The 16,006-nt window shown below is 69.4% G+C and carries 15 protein-coding genes; 4 read left to right on the forward strand and 11 right to left on the reverse strand.

Annotated elements, in window-relative coordinates:
- Window positions 1–18: 18 nt before the first annotated feature.
- From OHS16_RS05655 to OHS16_RS05695, 9 genes are all read right to left on the reverse strand, one after another.
- Complete coding sequence (locus OHS16_RS05655) at window positions 19–1,668, reverse strand: extracellular solute-binding protein (protein WP_328536063.1); 1,650 nt, start codon at window positions 1,666–1,668, stop codon at window positions 19–21.
- Between the two features lie 31 nt (window positions 1,669–1,699).
- Entirely contained in the window at window positions 1,700–2,638 is a 939-nt protein-coding gene (locus tag OHS16_RS05660) for a carbohydrate ABC transporter permease (protein ID WP_443042564.1), read from the reverse strand.
- Entirely contained in the window at window positions 2,635–3,636 is a 1,002-nt protein-coding gene (locus tag OHS16_RS05665; RefSeq protein WP_443042745.1) for an ABC transporter permease, read from the reverse strand. Before OHS16_RS05665 ends, OHS16_RS05660 begins: the two co-directional genes overlap by 4 nt.
- 339 nt (window positions 3,637–3,975) lie before the next feature.
- Window positions 3,976–4,596, reverse strand: a complete 621-nt coding sequence (locus OHS16_RS05670; protein WP_328536065.1) for an acyl-CoA-like ligand-binding transcription factor — start codon at window positions 4,594–4,596, stop codon at window positions 3,976–3,978.
- 162 nt (window positions 4,597–4,758) lie between these two features.
- Window positions 4,759–5,976, reverse strand: coding sequence for an MFS transporter (locus OHS16_RS05675; RefSeq protein ID WP_328536066.1), 1,218 nt, complete (start codon window positions 5,974–5,976; stop codon window positions 4,759–4,761).
- A 241-nt stretch (window positions 5,977–6,217) separates the two neighbouring features.
- Entirely contained in the window at window positions 6,218–6,631 is a 414-nt protein-coding gene (gene msrB, locus OHS16_RS05680; protein ID WP_328536067.1) for a peptide-methionine (R)-S-oxide reductase MsrB, read from the reverse strand.
- 9 nt (window positions 6,632–6,640) lie between these two features.
- The gene (murC, locus tag OHS16_RS05685; protein WP_328536068.1) at window positions 6,641–8,035 is read right to left on the reverse strand and encodes a UDP-N-acetylmuramate--L-alanine ligase; all 1,395 of its coding nucleotides are present in this window, start codon (window positions 8,033–8,035) and stop codon (window positions 6,641–6,643) included.
- A gap of 40 nt (window positions 8,036–8,075) precedes the next feature.
- Window positions 8,076–8,546, reverse strand: a complete 471-nt coding sequence (locus OHS16_RS05690; protein ID WP_328540727.1) for an indole-3-glycerol phosphate synthase — start codon at window positions 8,544–8,546, stop codon at window positions 8,076–8,078.
- 106 nt (window positions 8,547–8,652) lie between these two features.
- Window positions 8,653–9,438, reverse strand: coding sequence for a pyrimidine reductase family protein (locus OHS16_RS05695; RefSeq protein ID WP_328536069.1), 786 nt, complete (start codon window positions 9,436–9,438; stop codon window positions 8,653–8,655).
- Here OHS16_RS05695 and zapE point away from each other — a divergent pair.
- The 3 genes from zapE to OHS16_RS05710 all read left to right on the forward strand — a co-directional run bounded on the left by zapE (window position 9,437) and on the right by OHS16_RS05710 (window position 11,959).
- On the forward strand, window positions 9,437–10,546 hold the full coding sequence (zapE, locus tag OHS16_RS05700) for a cell division protein ZapE (protein ID WP_328536070.1): 1,110 nt from the start codon (window positions 9,437–9,439) through the stop codon (window positions 10,544–10,546). The two genes, OHS16_RS05695 and zapE, sit on opposite strands and share 2 nt — an antisense overlap.
- 30 nt (window positions 10,547–10,576) lie before the next feature.
- Window positions 10,577–11,002: an OsmC family protein gene (locus OHS16_RS05705; RefSeq protein WP_328536071.1), complete on the forward strand. Its 426-nt coding sequence runs from the start codon at window positions 10,577–10,579 to the stop codon at window positions 11,000–11,002.
- Window positions 11,003–11,080: 78 nt separating this feature from the next.
- On the forward strand, window positions 11,081–11,959 hold the full coding sequence (locus OHS16_RS05710) for a PPK2 family polyphosphate kinase (protein WP_328536072.1): 879 nt from the start codon (window positions 11,081–11,083) through the stop codon (window positions 11,957–11,959).
- Between the two features lie 273 nt (window positions 11,960–12,232).
- Here OHS16_RS05710 and OHS16_RS05715 read toward each other — a convergent pair whose 3' ends face one another.
- Both OHS16_RS05715 and OHS16_RS05720 read right to left on the reverse strand, forming a co-directional pair.
- Window positions 12,233–14,329: an ATP-binding SpoIIE family protein phosphatase gene (locus OHS16_RS05715; protein ID WP_328536073.1), complete on the reverse strand. Its 2,097-nt coding sequence runs from the start codon at window positions 14,327–14,329 to the stop codon at window positions 12,233–12,235.
- A 110-nt stretch (window positions 14,330–14,439) separates the two neighbouring features.
- Window positions 14,440–14,616 carry a hypothetical protein gene (locus OHS16_RS05720; protein ID WP_328536074.1) on the reverse strand — a complete coding sequence of 59 codons (177 nt, stop codon included), beginning with the start codon at window positions 14,614–14,616 and terminating at the stop codon, window positions 14,440–14,442.
- 278 nt (window positions 14,617–14,894) lie between these two features.
- On the opposite strand from OHS16_RS05720, the gene OHS16_RS05725 reads away from it, so the two are divergent.
- Window positions 14,895–15,698, forward strand: a complete 804-nt coding sequence (locus tag OHS16_RS05725; RefSeq protein WP_328536075.1) for an alpha/beta fold hydrolase — start codon at window positions 14,895–14,897, stop codon at window positions 15,696–15,698.
- The last annotated feature ends 308 nt before the right edge of the window (window positions 15,699–16,006 follow it).

The raw sequence follows: 16,006 nt of genomic DNA on the forward strand, positions 1-16,006 counted from the left end.
GTGAATTCGGAGGGACGCTCACTTGCCGGTCTTCGCGATGGATTCCTCGAACTCGGCACGGATCCTGTCCCCGCCGCCGGAGCGCCAGGTGCGCACCATCCCGTCGAAGTCGGAAAGAGACTTGCGGCCGGCGACGATGTCCTTGATCCCGTCGTTCACCTCCATCGTCAGAGATGCGCCACGTCCGGCGTTGGTGTCGGAGTAGTGGCCGACGGTCGGATTGATCACGGCCATGGCGATGAGCTTCTTCTGCCAGTCGTGGATGCGGCGCGTCAGGTCCGGCTGGCCCGGCAGGTAGAGGTACTCAGGGGCGTTGGCCAGGAACGACACCGGCATAGCGGTGGTCACGGCCTCCGCGTTCCCCTTGTCGGTGAGCTCGACGTCCCCCTTCGCCGTCCGGCGGAAATGCGTCCCCTCGACTCCGTTGTCCAGGAACAGCCGCTCCTGTGTGCCGAAGGGTGCGGCGAGGTAGTCGAGGACCCGCAGCAGCATCTCGAGCCGCTTCTTGTCCGCCTCCTTGTTGACCGCGGTGAATCCGACGGATCCAAGTCCGAAGTAGAAGTGCGGGGTTGCGCCCTTCCTGGCGGCGAACGGGGGGATGATCCCGAAGGGGAAGCGGTAGGTCTTCACATCCACCAGAAACGAGGGGAAGGACTGGACATAGGCACCCAGCGCCCCCTGTGCCATCTTCTCGCGTGTAGTGGTGAGATTGGGGTCGGGCCAGAACAGACCTGCCCTGCTCACCTTGACGCCGAACTCCAGCGCCTCCCGGAATTCGTCGGTCTCGAACTGGTGGACCAGCTTGCCGTTCCGCTCCGCCCATCCGGAAGGGGCGCCGAACCACTGGGCGTACATACCCACATGGTTCACGTAGGCGGGTTCCAGCACATATTTCTTGCGCTTGACGTCGAGCAGCTCCTTTCCCTTGGCCAGGAAGTCCTCGGCACTCGTGAAGGAAGCGCCTCCGACCGGCTTCCAGAAGTCCTCGTTGATGACGTAGACCTGCCCCATGCGGCCGTAGGCCACCGGAACGCCGAATATCTTGCCGTTGATGACGGCGGTCTTCCAGGCGAATTCAGGGAGGTTCGCGAGATTCGGGTACTTCTTGACCGCATCGCCGCCGAGGTGCGGGGTGAGATCCTGGAACTTCGCCTCGAGCAGATCGGGAATCCTGCGCAGTCCCTGGTTCGGTGGAATCCATACCAGGTCGGGGATCTCGCCACCGGCCACTGCCGCGTTGAACTTGGACGAGTAGCTGTCGTCGGTCGTCTCGACGACGATGTTCATCTTGAATTCCGAGCCCAACCGCTTGTTGAGCTCCTTCCAGTAGGTGTTCCTCCCCATGGCGGGGGCGGGTGTGGTGAACGTCTCCGTCAGCGCGGTGATCACCGAACCGTCCCCGGGTGGTGCGGCCACGGACCTGGTCAGGTTCTTCGGGTAGCGGAGGTAGGCCGCGTCCAGCCCCTCAGCGCTGCCCGCGAGGTCCGGTGCCGCCACGTCGGCGGGAACGAAGGCCGGCAGTTCGACCTTGCTGAACGCCTCCGCCCCCTTGCCGGTTGTGGCAGTTCCGGTGGAACAGCCGCTGAGAGCCGTCACTCCGGTGGCAGTGAGCCCGACAACGCCGGCGGCGCCGATGAACGTACGCCTGTTGATGTGCTGGGAAGACATGGTTCTCCCGGGGAGCAGGATCGGACGGATTTCAGCCTTTGACGGCGCCGGTCAGGACGCCCTTGGCGAAGTGCTTCTGCAGGAACGGGTACACGCACAGGATCGGTACGAGAGCGATGATCAGTACGGCCATCTGGAGCGAGATCGACGGCGGCAGCACGTTCACGCCGAGGGCATGGGCGTTGATGGTCTCGCCCTGGACGACGTACGAGCGGAGAACGACCTGGAGCGGGTACTTGCTCGAATCGTTCAGGAACAGCAGGGCGTTGAAGAAGCTGTTCCAGTAGCTGACCGCGTAGAAGAGACCCGCAACGGCGATCACGGCCTTGGAGAGCGGCAGCACCAGGCGCCACAGAATGGTGAGTTCACCCGCGCCGTCGAGCCGGGCGGCTTCGTACAGCTCGCTGGGGATGCCCTGGAAGAACGCCCGGACCACGATCACGTTGAAGACGTTGAGCAGTACCGGAAGGATCAGCGACGCATAGCTGTCCAGCAGGCCGAGCTGCTGGACCACGAGATAGGTGGGGATGATGCCCGGAGCGAAGAGGAAGGTGCCGAGCACCAGCATCAGCAGCGTCTTGCCGAACATCATGCCGGACCGCGAGAGTCCGTAGGCGAGCGTGACCGTGCAGAGCAGACTGAGCGCGGTGCCGATGGCCGTGACGGCGATGCTGACCAGCACCGCCCGGGTCACCACACCGCCCTGCAGCAGCACGTTGTAGGCCTGGAACGTCGGGTGGTGCGGTATGAGGACGTACCCGCCGCGTGCCTCGAGTTCCCTCTGGCCGGCCAGGCTGGTACCGAGTGCCAGCAGGAAGGGATAGGTCACCATGATGACGATCAGGGTGAGCGCCAGGGCCTTCGCGCCCTGACCGAACCAGCCGGGTCGCTCCATCCAGGGCGGCCGCTGCCCTCCGGACCGCATACGGGCGAGCATGTTCTCGCGGCGTGGGGCGATCGATGCGGTCATCGGTAGACCCCCTGCTCACCGAAGCGATGGGCCAGTTTGTTGGCTGCGATGATCAGTCCGAGACCGATCACGCCCTTCATCAGGCCGGCGGCCGTGCTCATGCCCCAGTCGCCGTCGATGACGCCGTGGTAGTAGACATAGGTGTCGAGGACTTCGGAGGCGTCCGCTCCGACCGCGTCGCGTTGCAGCAGCATCTGCTCGAAGCCGACCGAGAGAATGTCCCCCAGCCGCAGGATGAGCATCATGATGATCACCGGCCGGATGCCGGGCAGGGTCACATGCCACATGCGGCGCACGGCTCCCGCGCCATCCATCGCGGCCGACTCGTACTGCGTCATGTCGATGGACGCCATCGCGGCGAGGAAGATGATGGCGCCGTAACCGCAGTCCTTCCAGATCATCTCCGAGGTGACGAGCACCTTGAAGGTGTCCGGATTGCTCATGATGTTGCCGACCGCGAGCCCGTGGTTCTGGAGCAGGCTGGTGACCGTTCCGGTGCCGCCGAAGACCTGCTGGAACATCGCCACCACAACGACCCACGAGAGGAAGTGGGGCAGGTAGACGACGGTCTGGACGAAGCGCCGGATCGTTTCGCCCACCAGGGAGTTGAGGAGCAGCGCGAGGGCGACGGGCGCCGGGAAGTAGAGAACGAGCTGGAGCACGGTGATCTCCAGCGTGTTGCGCACCGCGATCCAGAAGTCCGGCTGGGCCAGCAGGTCGGTGAAGTTCCTGAGGCCGACGAACGGACTGCCCTTGAAGCCGAGGAATGGCTGGTAGTCCTGGAAGGCGACCACGTTCCCTGCCAGCGGCAGGTAGAAGAACACCGCGAAGTAGAGGATGCCCGGAACGCACAGCAGAAGAAGCGTGCGGTCACGCCGGAAGCGCTGACGCAAGGGCTTTCGCCCCGGGGGGCGTCCCGTGGTGACCGCGGCCCGGGAGGCCGTCGTATCGCCGGGAGCTTCTGACCGCGGTGTGACCGGACGGGGCGAGGTGGGCACGGCGGCCGACACGGTCACCTCCGCATAGAGGGGGATCAGGGGATGCAGACCTGCTGAACCCACGGAACGGGACCGATCCGGGGCTCGAGGTCTGCGAGGTGCCTTGATCCTGCACCGCGACCTCGAAAATGACAAGAGGTGCTCGTAAAGTCCTTTCTTATTGCAGTTACGAGCACCTTCCGTGCATCATTCGAGCATGATCGTGGCCCGTCGGTAGCCGCCGGACGACGGCCGCTCCGGGGAACAGCCGCGGCCGGCTCCCCGATCGCCGGCGGACTCGGCCGTCACGACCGGACCATGCGGTACCGGCCCGCCTCCGCCCCTCGGGGCGATCTCTCCTCAGAGCCGCAACCCACAGGCGAAAAGGGCGAGTTGGCCGTCACAGAGCCCCACGACGTCCTGCACACCGCCACGCTCGACCCAGTGCCGCAGCACGGCGGTGAACACCGCGATGATCGCCGCGGCGGCACAGTGCGCCGCGAGGTCGTCCGCCGCACGCCCGGTGCGTTCGACGATCACGGCGGCGATCGCGTCCTGGCTGCGCTGTCGCTCGTCCGAGCAACGAGCCCGGACGGCCGGCACGGTGAAGCCGAGACGCATCCTGAACAGCAACTCGTCCCGGTCCGTCTCGAGGAGCCGCGCCAGCGATTCGGTCAGAGTGTGCCGGATGGCATCCACGACCGGTTCGTCGCTGGGCCTGCCCCCGAGCGCCGCGACGAGCATCGCTTCGTACTCGTCATGGATGACCACGTCCTCCTTCGTGGGGAAATACCGGAAGAACGTACTCGGGGACACGTCGGCCGCTTCAGCTATCCGCTCGACGGTAGTCGCCGGATAGCCCTGCTCGGCGAACAGGCGGTATGCGGCACGCCGGATGTTCTGCCGGGTCTTCACCTTCTTGCGCTCGCGCAGCCCGGGCATGGGCCCGGCGGCTGCGGTCGAGGTCTCCGTCGCACTCATACCTGCGATTCTCCGCGTGCGCACACCGGCGTGGCCATCGGGGCCGATCCGGCACCCAGCGGCTCAGGGATTCAGACAAGCACACGCACCCATGACCCTCCTGGCCGACGCCTGCCCCAGCCTCAGCAGGCTCCGCTCCACCGGCCGTCACACGCCGGTGGGTCACACGACGGATACGGGGGCCGGCTCCTGGCGGGTCCCCGCCGCCCACCGCGCCACCGGCCCCAGGGCGTACGACGCCACCAGGAACAGCCCGCCGAGCAGCAGCCAGCCCAGCGCGCCCATACCGACCAGCAGGGCGGTGAGCAACAGCGGCCCGAGCGTGCGGGCGACGGTGACGCCGCTGCCGAAGAAGCCCTGGTACTCGCCGATACGCCCGGCAGGCGCCAGACCGAAGCCAAGTTGCCAGGAACCGGCGGACTGCAGCATCTCGGCGGCGGCCAGGAGGACCGAGCCCCCGACCAGGGCGGTGACCGCGACCCGTGGCGGGCTCCCGGCCGAAAGGGCGAAGACCCCGCAGGCCGTGAGCGCGAACGCGCCGGACCGGCGGATGGCCCGGGCGGCGGTGGCGAGCCCGGTGACGGAACGGGCCGTACGGACCTGGAAGAGCATGACGGCCCCGGTGTTGAGCATGAAGAGCGCGGAGACCAGCCACTCCGGTGCGTCGGTGCACTCGGTGATCCACAGAGGCAGGCCGAGGCTGAGCAGTGGCATCCGCAGGAGCAGCACGGTGTTGAGCAGGGTGATGACGGCGTACGGCCGGTCCCGCAGGACTTCGAGCCTCGCGCCCCGGACGGCCGGCGCCGGTGCGACGGCAGGCACCCGCAGCAGGACGAGCGCGCAGAGCAGAAAGCTCAGAGCGTCGATCGCGAAGACACCGAGGTAGGCGGGCCTGGAGCCGGCGGACAGGGCGAGCCCACCGAGCGCGGCGCCCACGGCAAGGCCCGCGTTGAGTGTCGACTGCAGGTGAGCGAGCACGGCGGTGCGCTCCTCCTCCGCGACCAGACCGGCGAGCAGCGCCTGCCGGGCGGCGGCCAGACCCGACTGCGCGGTGGCATAGAGGCAGGCGGCCACGAGGAACGGCAGGAAGTCCCGTACGACCAGGAAAGACGCGACCGCGGCGCCGGTCGCGAGGGCGAGCAGCACCGCCGTTCCTCGCGGGCCCCGGCGGTCCGCGATCCGGCCGAGCGGCACCCCGACGACCGAGCCGACCGCCCAGGCCACGGTGAGGCCGAGGCCGATCCTGGCGGGGGCGAGGCCGACCACGTGAGTGAAGTAGAGGGCCGAGGTGACGTAGTACGCGCCGTCGCCCAGGGAGTTGCTCAACTGGGCCACGGCGAGCGTGCGTTGGGGCCTCGAGGGCGGCAGCATGTTCGGCATGGCGTTGACGGTACGCAGGTGCCGGCTCCCGCGTGCAGGCCAATGAGCCGCCGTGTGACTGGGCCATTTCCGCGGGAAGGCCCGCGCGGCCTGTCCCGAGACGGGCCGCTCAGCACACGACCTGGCCGGCCACCCGGTTGTGACCGCCCGTCTGCGTCCCGGGACGACTGTCGCGCCGGGCGTCCGGCCGCCCGGCGGGCACGGGCCTACCCGCCGGTATCCGTCGCAGGGGCGCCCGTGCTCAGGAGGCGGGGCCTTCCGGCGTCAGCTTCAGTGAGATGGAGTTGATGCAGTACCGCTGATCGGTCGGTGTCGCGTAGCCCTCGCCCTCGAAGACGTGCCCGAGGTGCGAGCCGCACTTCGCACAGCGCACCTCGACCCGCCGCATCCCGTGCGAGCGGTCCTCGATGAGCTCGACCGCTTCGGTGTCCTTCGGGTCGTAGAAGGACGGCCAGCCGCAGTGCGACTCGAACTTCGTGTCCGAGCGGAAGAGCTCCGCGTTACAGGCCCGGCACGAGTAGACGCCGGTGGTCTTGGTGTCGGTGTACTCGCCGACGAACGCGGGCTCGGTGCCGGCCTGGCGCAGCACGGCGTACTCCGCGTCGGACAGCTCCGCCCGCCACTGCTCGTCCGGCTTCTCGATGTCGTACGACATGGCGCTCCCTCAGCTCGACAGGTGTTCCAGGATCTGCGGGCCGAGGTCGGTGACGTCGCCCGCTCCCATGGTGAGAACGAGATCGCCGGGCTTGGCCATTCCCGCGACGACCCCGGGTACCCGCGTCCTGTCGTGCACGGCGGTGACATCGGCGCCGGCCGCCCGGGCCGCTTCGATGATCAGTTCGCTGGTGACGCCGGGGATCGGGTCCTCGCGGGCCGGATAGATGTCCAGCACCACCGAACCGTCGGCGAGCCCCAGAGCCTGGCCCATCTCGCTGCCGAGCTCCTGGGTGCGGGAGAAGAGGTGGGGCTGGAAGACGACCAGGATCCGGGCATCGCCGACCGCGCCCCGCATGGCCTCGAGGTCGGCGGTCATCTCGGTCGGATGGTGGGCGTAGGAGTCGATGACCTGGACCCCCGCGGCTTCGCCCTTGAGCTGGAGGCGGCGCTTGACCCCGGTGTACTTGCCGAGCGCCGACGCAAGATTGTGGGCCGGTACGCCGAGGGCCACACCGGCCGCCAGTGCGGCGACAGCGTTGTGGGCGTAGTGCCGGCCGGGGACGGACACCGTGAAAGTGAGGTACTTGCCGTTGAGGACAACGGTCACCTCGCTGGACAGACCGCGCGGGGTGACCTTGTGCACGCGTACGTCGGCGTCGGCGGACTCACCGTAGGTCACGACCTTCAGCGCGGAGAGGTCACGCACCCGTGCGGTGAGCTCGGCCGCGCCGGCCTGGTCGGCGGCGATCACCAGCGTGCCGCCGGGCACCACCTTGCCGACGAAGGTCTCGAAGGAGTCGTAGATCTCGTCCATCGAGGCGTAGTTCGCGTGGTGATCGAGCTCGACGTTGAGGACGATGGCGACCTCGGGGTCGTACTTCTGGAAGCTGCGGTCGCTCTCGTCGGCCTCGGCGACGAAGATGTCGCCCCGGCCGTGCCGGGCGTTGGTCCCCGGCCCGGCCAGGTCGCCGCCGATCGCGTACGACGGGTCGAGGCCCAGCTCCGTCAGTGCCACGGCCAGCATCGAAGTGGTGGTCGTCTTGCCGTGCGTGCCGGCCACGGCGATGGAGCGCAGACCGTGCATCAGCGAGGCCAGCGCGTCCGAACGGTGCACCACCGGGATGGACAGCTCCGCGGCCCGGGCCAGCTCCGGATTGTCCTCGCGGATCGCGCTGGAGACCACCACGCAGCTGGCGTCATCCGCCAGATGCCCGGCCGCGTGGCCGATGTGCACGGTGGCCCCGAGAGCCCGCAGCGCCTCGGCTGTCGGGGACTCACGGCTGTCGCTGCCCGCCACCTCGGCGCCGCGCTGGGCGAGGATCTTCGCGATGCCCGACATCCCGGCGCCGCCGATGCCGATGAAGTGCGGTCGGTCCATGGCGGTCGGCCTACCGGGTGCCATACGGATGTCTCCCCAAGCTGTACGAAAAGAGAGGCCCAGCCTATTCGCTGTGTGCGAAGAGCTTGAGCACCGGTACGCCGACCTTGTGACGGGCCCGCGATGCCCAGTCCCGGTGGAAGAACTCCTCGACGTAGTGCGGCGCGGTCATCACGATCACTTCGTCCGCCCCTTCCTCACCCACGACGGTCTTCAGGGCGTCGAGGGGATGCTTCTCCACGACCTGGCCGGTCGCCGCGCTGCCCGCGGCCCGCAGCGCTTCCAGCGACTGCTTCAGTGCCGCCTCGGCAGGCAGCCTCGCCGCCGCGCCCTCCGGGACGGTGCCCTCGCGCGGCACCTCGTCCAGCTCACCCAGCGCCACGTCGTCGATGGCCCGCAGCAGGACATCGGCCTGGTCGCCGCGGGGCTGCATGAGCACGAAGAAGGAGACGGCGTCGTCCCCGTGCAGCGTGGTGACGAAATCCACGTCCTCGGAGGTCAGAGGCTTCTCGATCATCAGTACGCTCGTGAACACCACGTTGAGCCCTTCTGCCGAAACCATCCTTCCCCGTGCCCGCACGGGGTCTGCGAATATAAGTGTGCCCAGTGAGCGGAAAGCGGAACAGAAGATTCCGTTCGTGTCAGTTCCGAACGTATCGGGCAAAAAGGAACCCGGCCTCCTCCAGCAGTGAGGCCAGTGCGAAGCGTTCCGGCACGGCGAGCCCCGGGCCGCCCACGATCCGTTGAGCATCGCCCGATGTGAGTACCGGGGAAAGTGTCAGACACAGTTCGTCGAGTACCCCGGCCGCCACGAACTGACCGAGCATCCGCGGCCCGCCCTCGGTCAGCAGCCGCCGGAACCCCCGCTCGGCCAGCTCCTGAACCGCCCTGGCCGGGTCCACCCCCGCCCCGTCCCCCGCGATCACGATCTCGGCCCCGGCCTGCCGCGCGGCACTGACCCGGTCCTGCGGCGCGCCGGCCCCCGTCACCACCAGGGTCGGTACCAGCGGAGCGGTGAACAGCGGCAGCGAGAAGTCCAGGTCCAGACTGGCGCTCACCACCGCGATCGCCGGCGCCGGGCCCTGCCCCGCGGCCGCTCTGCGCGCCGCGAAGGCCTCCCGGGCGCGGGCCGGGCGGTAGCCCTCCAGACGTACGGTTTCCGCTCCGGCCACGACCACGTCGGCGAGTCCTCGCAGAGTGCCGAAGATGCGCATGTCCGTCTCGGTGGAGATCGGCTGGGAACGCCCTTCGTGCTGCGCGGCCCCGTCGAGCGACGAGACCATGTTGGCCCGCAGCCAGGGGCCGCCTCCGCCCGGCGCCGTGGGGTACGCGTAGGCGTCGGCCAGTTCGTCCAGACTCCACTCGCGTGGGCCCGCCTCGGCGGGCACGGGGACTGTCTGGTCGGTCACAGGGAGCAGGCGTCGCATGTCAGGCAGTGTGGCATGGCGTTTAAGCTGGGGAACTGTGTCGTCGCCCATAGCCGAAGTGGTTCCCCAGTCCCTGTGCGCCCGTGAGCCGCGCGTTCCCGTCGACCGCCTGGTCGCCGAGATGGTGCCGCCGCCGCGGTTCGACTCGGTCCGCTTCGATACGTACGAGCCGGACCCCGGCCGGCCGAGCCAGACCGAGGCGGTGGACGTCCTCAGTGCGTTCGCCGCCGGACTCGGCGGGGCCACGGCCACCGGCACCGGCCGCAAGCGCTGGTTCGGCGGCCGCAAGCCCGCGCAGCCCACCGGTCCGCGTGGGGTCTACCTCGACGGCGGATACGGTGTCGGCAAGACCCACCTGCTCGCCTCCCTGTGGCACGCCACCCCGGCCGCGCCCGAGCAGAAGGCCTTCGGCACCTTCGTCGAGCTCACCAACCTGGTCGGTGCTCTCGGTTTCCAGCAGACCGTGCAGACGCTCAGCTGCCATCGGCTCCTGTGCATCGACGAGTTCGAACTGGACGACCCCGGGGACACGGTCCTCGTCTCCTCCCTGCTCACCCGGCTGGTCGAAGCGGGTGTGGCACTGGCCGCCACCTCCAACACCCTGCCCGGCAAGCTGGGCGAGGGCCGGTTCGCCGCGGCCGACTTCCTGCGCGAGATCCAGGGCCTGTCGGCGCACTTCCGTCCGCTGCGCATCGACGGCGACGACTACCGTCACCGCGGCCTGCCCGAGGCCCCCGCTCCCTACGACGACGAGCAGGTGACCAAGGCGGCGTACGCGACGCGGAACGCCTCCCTCGACGCCTTCCCCGCGCTCCTGGACCACCTCGCCCGGATCCACCCCAGCAGGTACGGCGCGCTCACCGAAGACCTCGACGCGGTCTGCCTCACCGAAGTGCAGCCGGTGGCCGACCAGTCGACGGCGCTGCGTCTGGTGGTGCTCGCCGACCGGCTCTACGACCGCGAGGTCCCGGTCCTCGCCTCCGGGCTCCCCTTCGACCGGCTGTTCAGTGACGAGATGCTGAACGGCGGATACCGGAAGAAGTATTTCCGGGCGATCTCCCGTCTCACGGCGCTGGCACGCGACGCCAAGGGGCTGGTGGCCCAGTAGGTTGGGGGCACGTCACCAGAAGGGATCATCATGGCCACCACGCGTGTCGCTCATACGGTCTGGGAAGGCGAGCTCTTCAAGGGCTCGGGCACCATCACCTTCGACACCTCGGGCATCGGCGAATTCCCGGTCACCTGGGCCTCCCGTGCCGAACAGGCCAACGGTAGAACCAGCCCGGAGGAGCTCATCGCGGCCGCCCACTCCAGCTGCTTCTCGATGGCGCTCTCCAACGGTCTGAACGGTGCGGGCAATCCGCCGACCCGCCTGACGACCCAGGCCGAGGTCACCTTCCAGCCGGGTGAGGGCATCACCGGTATCCACCTCACGGTGGCGGGCGAAGTTCCCGGGCTCGACGCGGACGGTTTCACCGCGGCCGCCGAGGACGCCAAGGCCAACTGCCCGGTCAGCCAGGCCCTTTCGGGTACGAAGATCACCCTGACCGCCACACTGGGCTGACCCGCCCAGCGCTCGCGGCCCCCGCGGATCCGGTGCAGGATCGAGGAGGCCGGGGGATTCCGCCGGAAGGGGTGCGCAGTGGCCGCGAAGGGCACGCAGAAGAAGCAGGCCCAGCCGCCGGGCCTGCGAGAGTTGTTGCGTATCCCCCCGGGCAGCGATGTCGACCTCGCCTCCTGCGACCCCGCGGGCGCCCCGGCGGGCCCGCGGAACAAGAAGGACGGCCTGGCGGACATCGCCCGGATGGGCGAACACCTGGCAGATCTCCAGGAGCGGTTGTACGCGGCGAGCGCGGGCGGAGACCGCAGACGCCTGCTGCTGGTGCTCCAGGGCATGGACACCAGCGGCAAGGGCGGGGTCGTCAAGCATGTCATCGGCGCCCTCAACCCGGCCGGCTGCCGGATCCGGTCCTTCAAGGCACCCACCGAGGAGGAGCGCGGCCAGCCGTTCCTCTGGCGGATCACCCGGGCACTGCCGAAGCCGGGCGAGATCGGGATCTTCGACCGCTCGCACTACGAGGACGTGCTGATCGCTCGGGTGCGCGAGCTGGCGCCGCGCAGTGTGGTCGACCGCCGGTACGCACAGATCAACTGCTTCGAACAGATCCTGGCCGATGACGGCACGACCGTCGTGAAGATCTTTCTGCACATCAGCCACGAGCAACAGCGGCGGCGGCTGCTCAAACGGCTCGACAACCCGCACAAGCACTGGAAGTTCAACACCGGCGACATCGAGGAACGGGCGCTGTGGCCCGCCTACCAGGAGGCTTACGAGCTGGCACTGGAGCGCTGTTCGACGCGCACGGCGCCCTGGTACGTGGTGCCTTCCGACCGCAAGTGGTACCGGAACTGGGCGATCAGCACACTGCTCCTCGAGCACCTGACGGCACTGGACCCGCAGTACCCGGAAGCGGACTTCGATGTTTCGGCGTGCCGCAGGCACCTGCTGGAGGGGGACTGACCCCGCACAGCGCCCCGCGACGGTCCGGCGCCCCCCGGCGCGGCGAACCCGGTCCGGCCCGGACTCTTGACAGGTTCACGCCCCTGGACTGTGGGAGCGCTCCCAAGCATCGAGGGACACCACGCGATCGAGTAACACCACCGGACAGCCCTGCCGGTGGTGCGGTCCGTGATCCGGTGCCCGCGGCCGCTCGGCGGGGCGCCCGCGGCCGTTCGGCGGGGTGCCCGGCATCACGGTGGGCAGGGGTGGTCGTCCGGTTCGCCGGCGGCCGCCTCACCCACCCTCCAGCAGCTGTTCCGTCCAGATCGTCTTTCCGGATGCGGTGTACCGGCTCCCCCAGCGGTGCGTCAGCTGGGCGATGAGGAAAAGTCCCCGGCCGCCCTCGTCGGTGAGCCTGGCGCGTCGCAGGTGCGGCTGGGTCTGACTGGGGTCCGACACCTCGCAGATGAGCCGCTGGTCCTTGATCAGACGCAGTCCGATCGGGGCTCCGGTGTAGCGGATCGCATTGGTGACCAGCTCGCTGACGATGAGCTCGGAAGCGAAGACCAGGTCGTCCAGGTCCCAGTCGCCGAGCTGATCGGCTACCAGGGAGCGCGCCCGGGCCGCCTCCTGCGGATCGGCCGCCAGTTGCCAGGCAGCGGTCCGTGTCGCGGGAAGCTCCCGTGTCCTGGTCAGCAGCAGCGCGATGTCGTGGTCGGGCGGCCTTTCGAGCAGCCGGGAGAGGATCCGCTGTCCCGCGGCGGCGAGCGGCTGCCCGTCGGCGGCCGCCGAGCGCGTCCCCACCCGCAGGGTCTCCAGCCGCTCCTCGGCGCGGCGCGGATCCTTGGTGAGCGAGCCGCTGTGGAAGGCCAGCACGTCCCCGGGCGCCAGTTCGAGGGTGGTGACCTCGAACGGCTCGCCGCCCGTTCCCAGCGCCGGCCCGCGTGTCACCTGGACGACCTCGGCGGTCTGCTGTCCGGTGCGGGCAAGGATCGGGGCCGGATGCCCCGCACAGGCCACCAGACAGAGGCGGGTGACGGGGTCGTAGGTCGCATAGACACAGGAGGCTCCGCGCAGTGCCCCCGCATCGTCCGGCAGACCGGATTCACCGGGCTTCTCGCCGAGTCCGAAGCGTGTGACCAGATCGTTGAGATGGCTCAGCAGCTCGTCGGGCGCGGGGTCCAGGTCGGCCAGCGTCTCCACCGCCGAGCGCAGCCGTCCCATCGCCGCGGTCGCATTGAGGCCGTGCCCCGGAACCGTACCCACCACGAAGGCCACCTGGGTCGACGACAGCTCGATCACGTCGTACCAGCAGCCGCCGATGCCCGCCGGAGTACTCGCGGGCACGTAGATGCCGGAGGTCTCGGCAGCGGTGCTGGTCACGGCGGGGCGCGGCAGCAGGCTCCGCTGGAGCGCCTCGGCGGTGCGCCGCTCCTTGGTGTAGCGCCGCGCGTTGTCGATGCTGAGCGCGGCGCGGGAGCTGATCTCCTCGGCGAGTACGGCGTCTGCCTGGCCGAACGGAACCCGCTCCCCCGTTCGCCACAGGCCGACCGCGCCCAGCACCAGGCCGCGGGCACGGACCGGAGCGAACAGCAGCGAGGTCGCAGCATCCGGCAGGGTCAGCCGGGACATCTCCTCGTTGCCGGCCAGGACCGCCCGGACGTCGGTGAGATCGGGCAGGAAGCCCGCGGGGCCTTTGAGCAGCTGGCCCCTGGTGATGCTCGTGACGCGGAAGGTGTCACCGAGTGAGTGGATCTCGTCGGGCCAGGGTCCTTCCGCGGAGGCGACCGCCACCCGGCGCATCGGTACGTCCACCGAGAAGTCCCCTGGTTCGTCCCCGACCAGTACCGCTTCGGTGATGTCCACCGCCGCCAGGTCCGCGAGCGCCGGGACCAGGATGTCGACGAGTTCCTGGGCGTTACGGGTGATGTCGAGTGAGGCACCGATCCGTGACGCGGCCTCGTTGATGAGCACCATGCGTTCCTGGGCGCGCGGATCCGCCATGGCGGGCGGCAGCACGGCGGGCCGGGGCTCCGGCGCGTCCGCGGACTGCAGCGGCGTCAGTCTGACCAGCAGACGGTTGTCCGCCGGGGTGCGCGACATGAGCGGCGAAACCCCCACCAGGGTGTCCAGGACGCCGCCGCCGGGGCGCAGCAGCGTCGTCCGTCCGTAGCGCTGGTGGCCCCCCATGGATCCGGACGTGAAGAGGGCCCAGTCGTCGGAATCCTTGAACATGCCGCCGAATTTCCGGCCGCAGACTTCCTCCGCCGTGGTGTCCAGCAGTTCGAGCGCGGAGCGTGTGCAGCTCAGCACCGTGCCGTCAGCGCCGAGCAGCAGCTCCGCTGGGCTCTTGGCTGCGGGCATCCACCGGGGTGACCCGTTGCCGCTCATTGAGACTCATTCCTGTGCTGCCGGCCGGGCATGCCCCCATTCAAACCCTTACCGGCCCCGGCTGCCTGTCGCCGTACGGCAGACGGGGAGGCCGGAGGAGCGCACAGGATCTAGCCGGAACAGGCGGTGCGGCCGGCCTCCTGCCATTCGCAGACCGGGCAGAGCGTCGCTCCGCGGGTGGATTCCGGGTACTCGGTCGGCTTGCGGCACAGCACGCACTCGGCGTACGGCGGGCCGCCCGGGGCGGGCGCGGACGTGGATGGGGTCTCGCAGTAGGACTCGTCCATACGGGCGAGCCTACTCAGCTCCGGCGGGAACCGGGCTCCGCCGCCCCTCCGCCGGACGCAGCGGGTCGTGGCCGCCGCAGACGAAGGCCCCCCTGTGGCGATCCGCTCGGCCACCGGGCGGTCGCGTTCACCCCCGGCCGTTGCATGCATCGAGTCCTGTTCCGGCCCCACAAGGCGTCACCCCGGCGTGCTGAGGTGATCACGCCGCCTACCGTGGTCTCGGGCGGCCGGCCGACGCGCGGCGGCCGCTCGCCATGTCACCTCCGAAGGGAATCACCGTGCCGCACGCCAAGGCCTCGGACGGAGTCCGCATCGCCTACCAGGTCCGCGGCGACGGTCCCCCGCTCGTGTTGCTCGCCGGCCAGGCGAACGACCACCACTGGTGGGACGGCGTCCGCGACGACTTCGCCGGCTCCCGGAGCACCATCACGATCGACTACCGCGGCACGGGCGAGAGCGACAAGCCTCACCTGCCCTACTCCACCGGGCGGTTCGCCGACGACGTGATCGCGGTCCTCGACGAACTGGCCGTGGACCGGGCGGACGTGTACGGCACGTCCATGGGCGGGCGGGTCGCCCAGTGTCTGGCCGTCCGTCACTCCCGCCGAGTGCGTGCCCTGGTACTCGGCTGCACCTCGGCCGGCGGCCGGCACGGCATCGAACGCAGTGTCGACGTCCGCAGATCCCTGATACGGCCCAGTCCGGTCGAGGCGCGACAGGCTCTGCTCGAGCTGATGTACACGCCGGACTGGCTCGCGACGCACCCGGGTCCGTACCACACGCTCGGCGACCGGAGCATGCCGGCGCATGCCCGGCGCGGGCACCTGGGCGCGAGCGACGGGCACGACGTGTGGGACGCGCTGCCCGGCATCGTCGCCCCGACTCTTGTGCTGCACGGCACCGACGACCTGCTCAATCCCACCGCCAACGCACCGCTGCTGGCAGCCCGCATCCCGGGCTCCCGGCTGGAGCTGATCCAGGACGCCCGTCACGCCTACTTCGAGGAGCGCCGCGACCTGGCCGGCCCGCTCGTCCTCGAATTCCTCGACCGGAAGGCTCCCCGGGGTGACCCGCATCGATGATCTTCCCGTTGGGGACGAGCTGCGCGGCCGGACGTCCCGGTAAGCGGTGGTGGTCCCGATGCCTAATCCGGCGGCGAGTTGGGCGCAGGTGCGGCTGTTGCGCCGGCGAAGCCCCTGGTGGAGGCGGTTCTCCTGGTCGAAAACCGTCCGCCAGGGGCTTCACTCATCTGACTGCCCAACTACCCAATGTCACCGTCAGGTTGGAGAAGGCCGGGGACTTCGTCGAGGTGCTTGTGGTCGAAGGTGTGGTCCGGGCAGGTCCTGAACACTCCCCTGTGTTCCTCCCCCGACTCGACACGGCCGGCCAC

Origin of the sequence: Streptomyces sp. NBC_00344 (assembly GCF_036088315.1) — a bacterium.
In the GTDB taxonomy this organism is placed as follows: domain Bacteria; phylum Actinomycetota; class Actinomycetes; order Streptomycetales; family Streptomycetaceae; genus Streptomyces.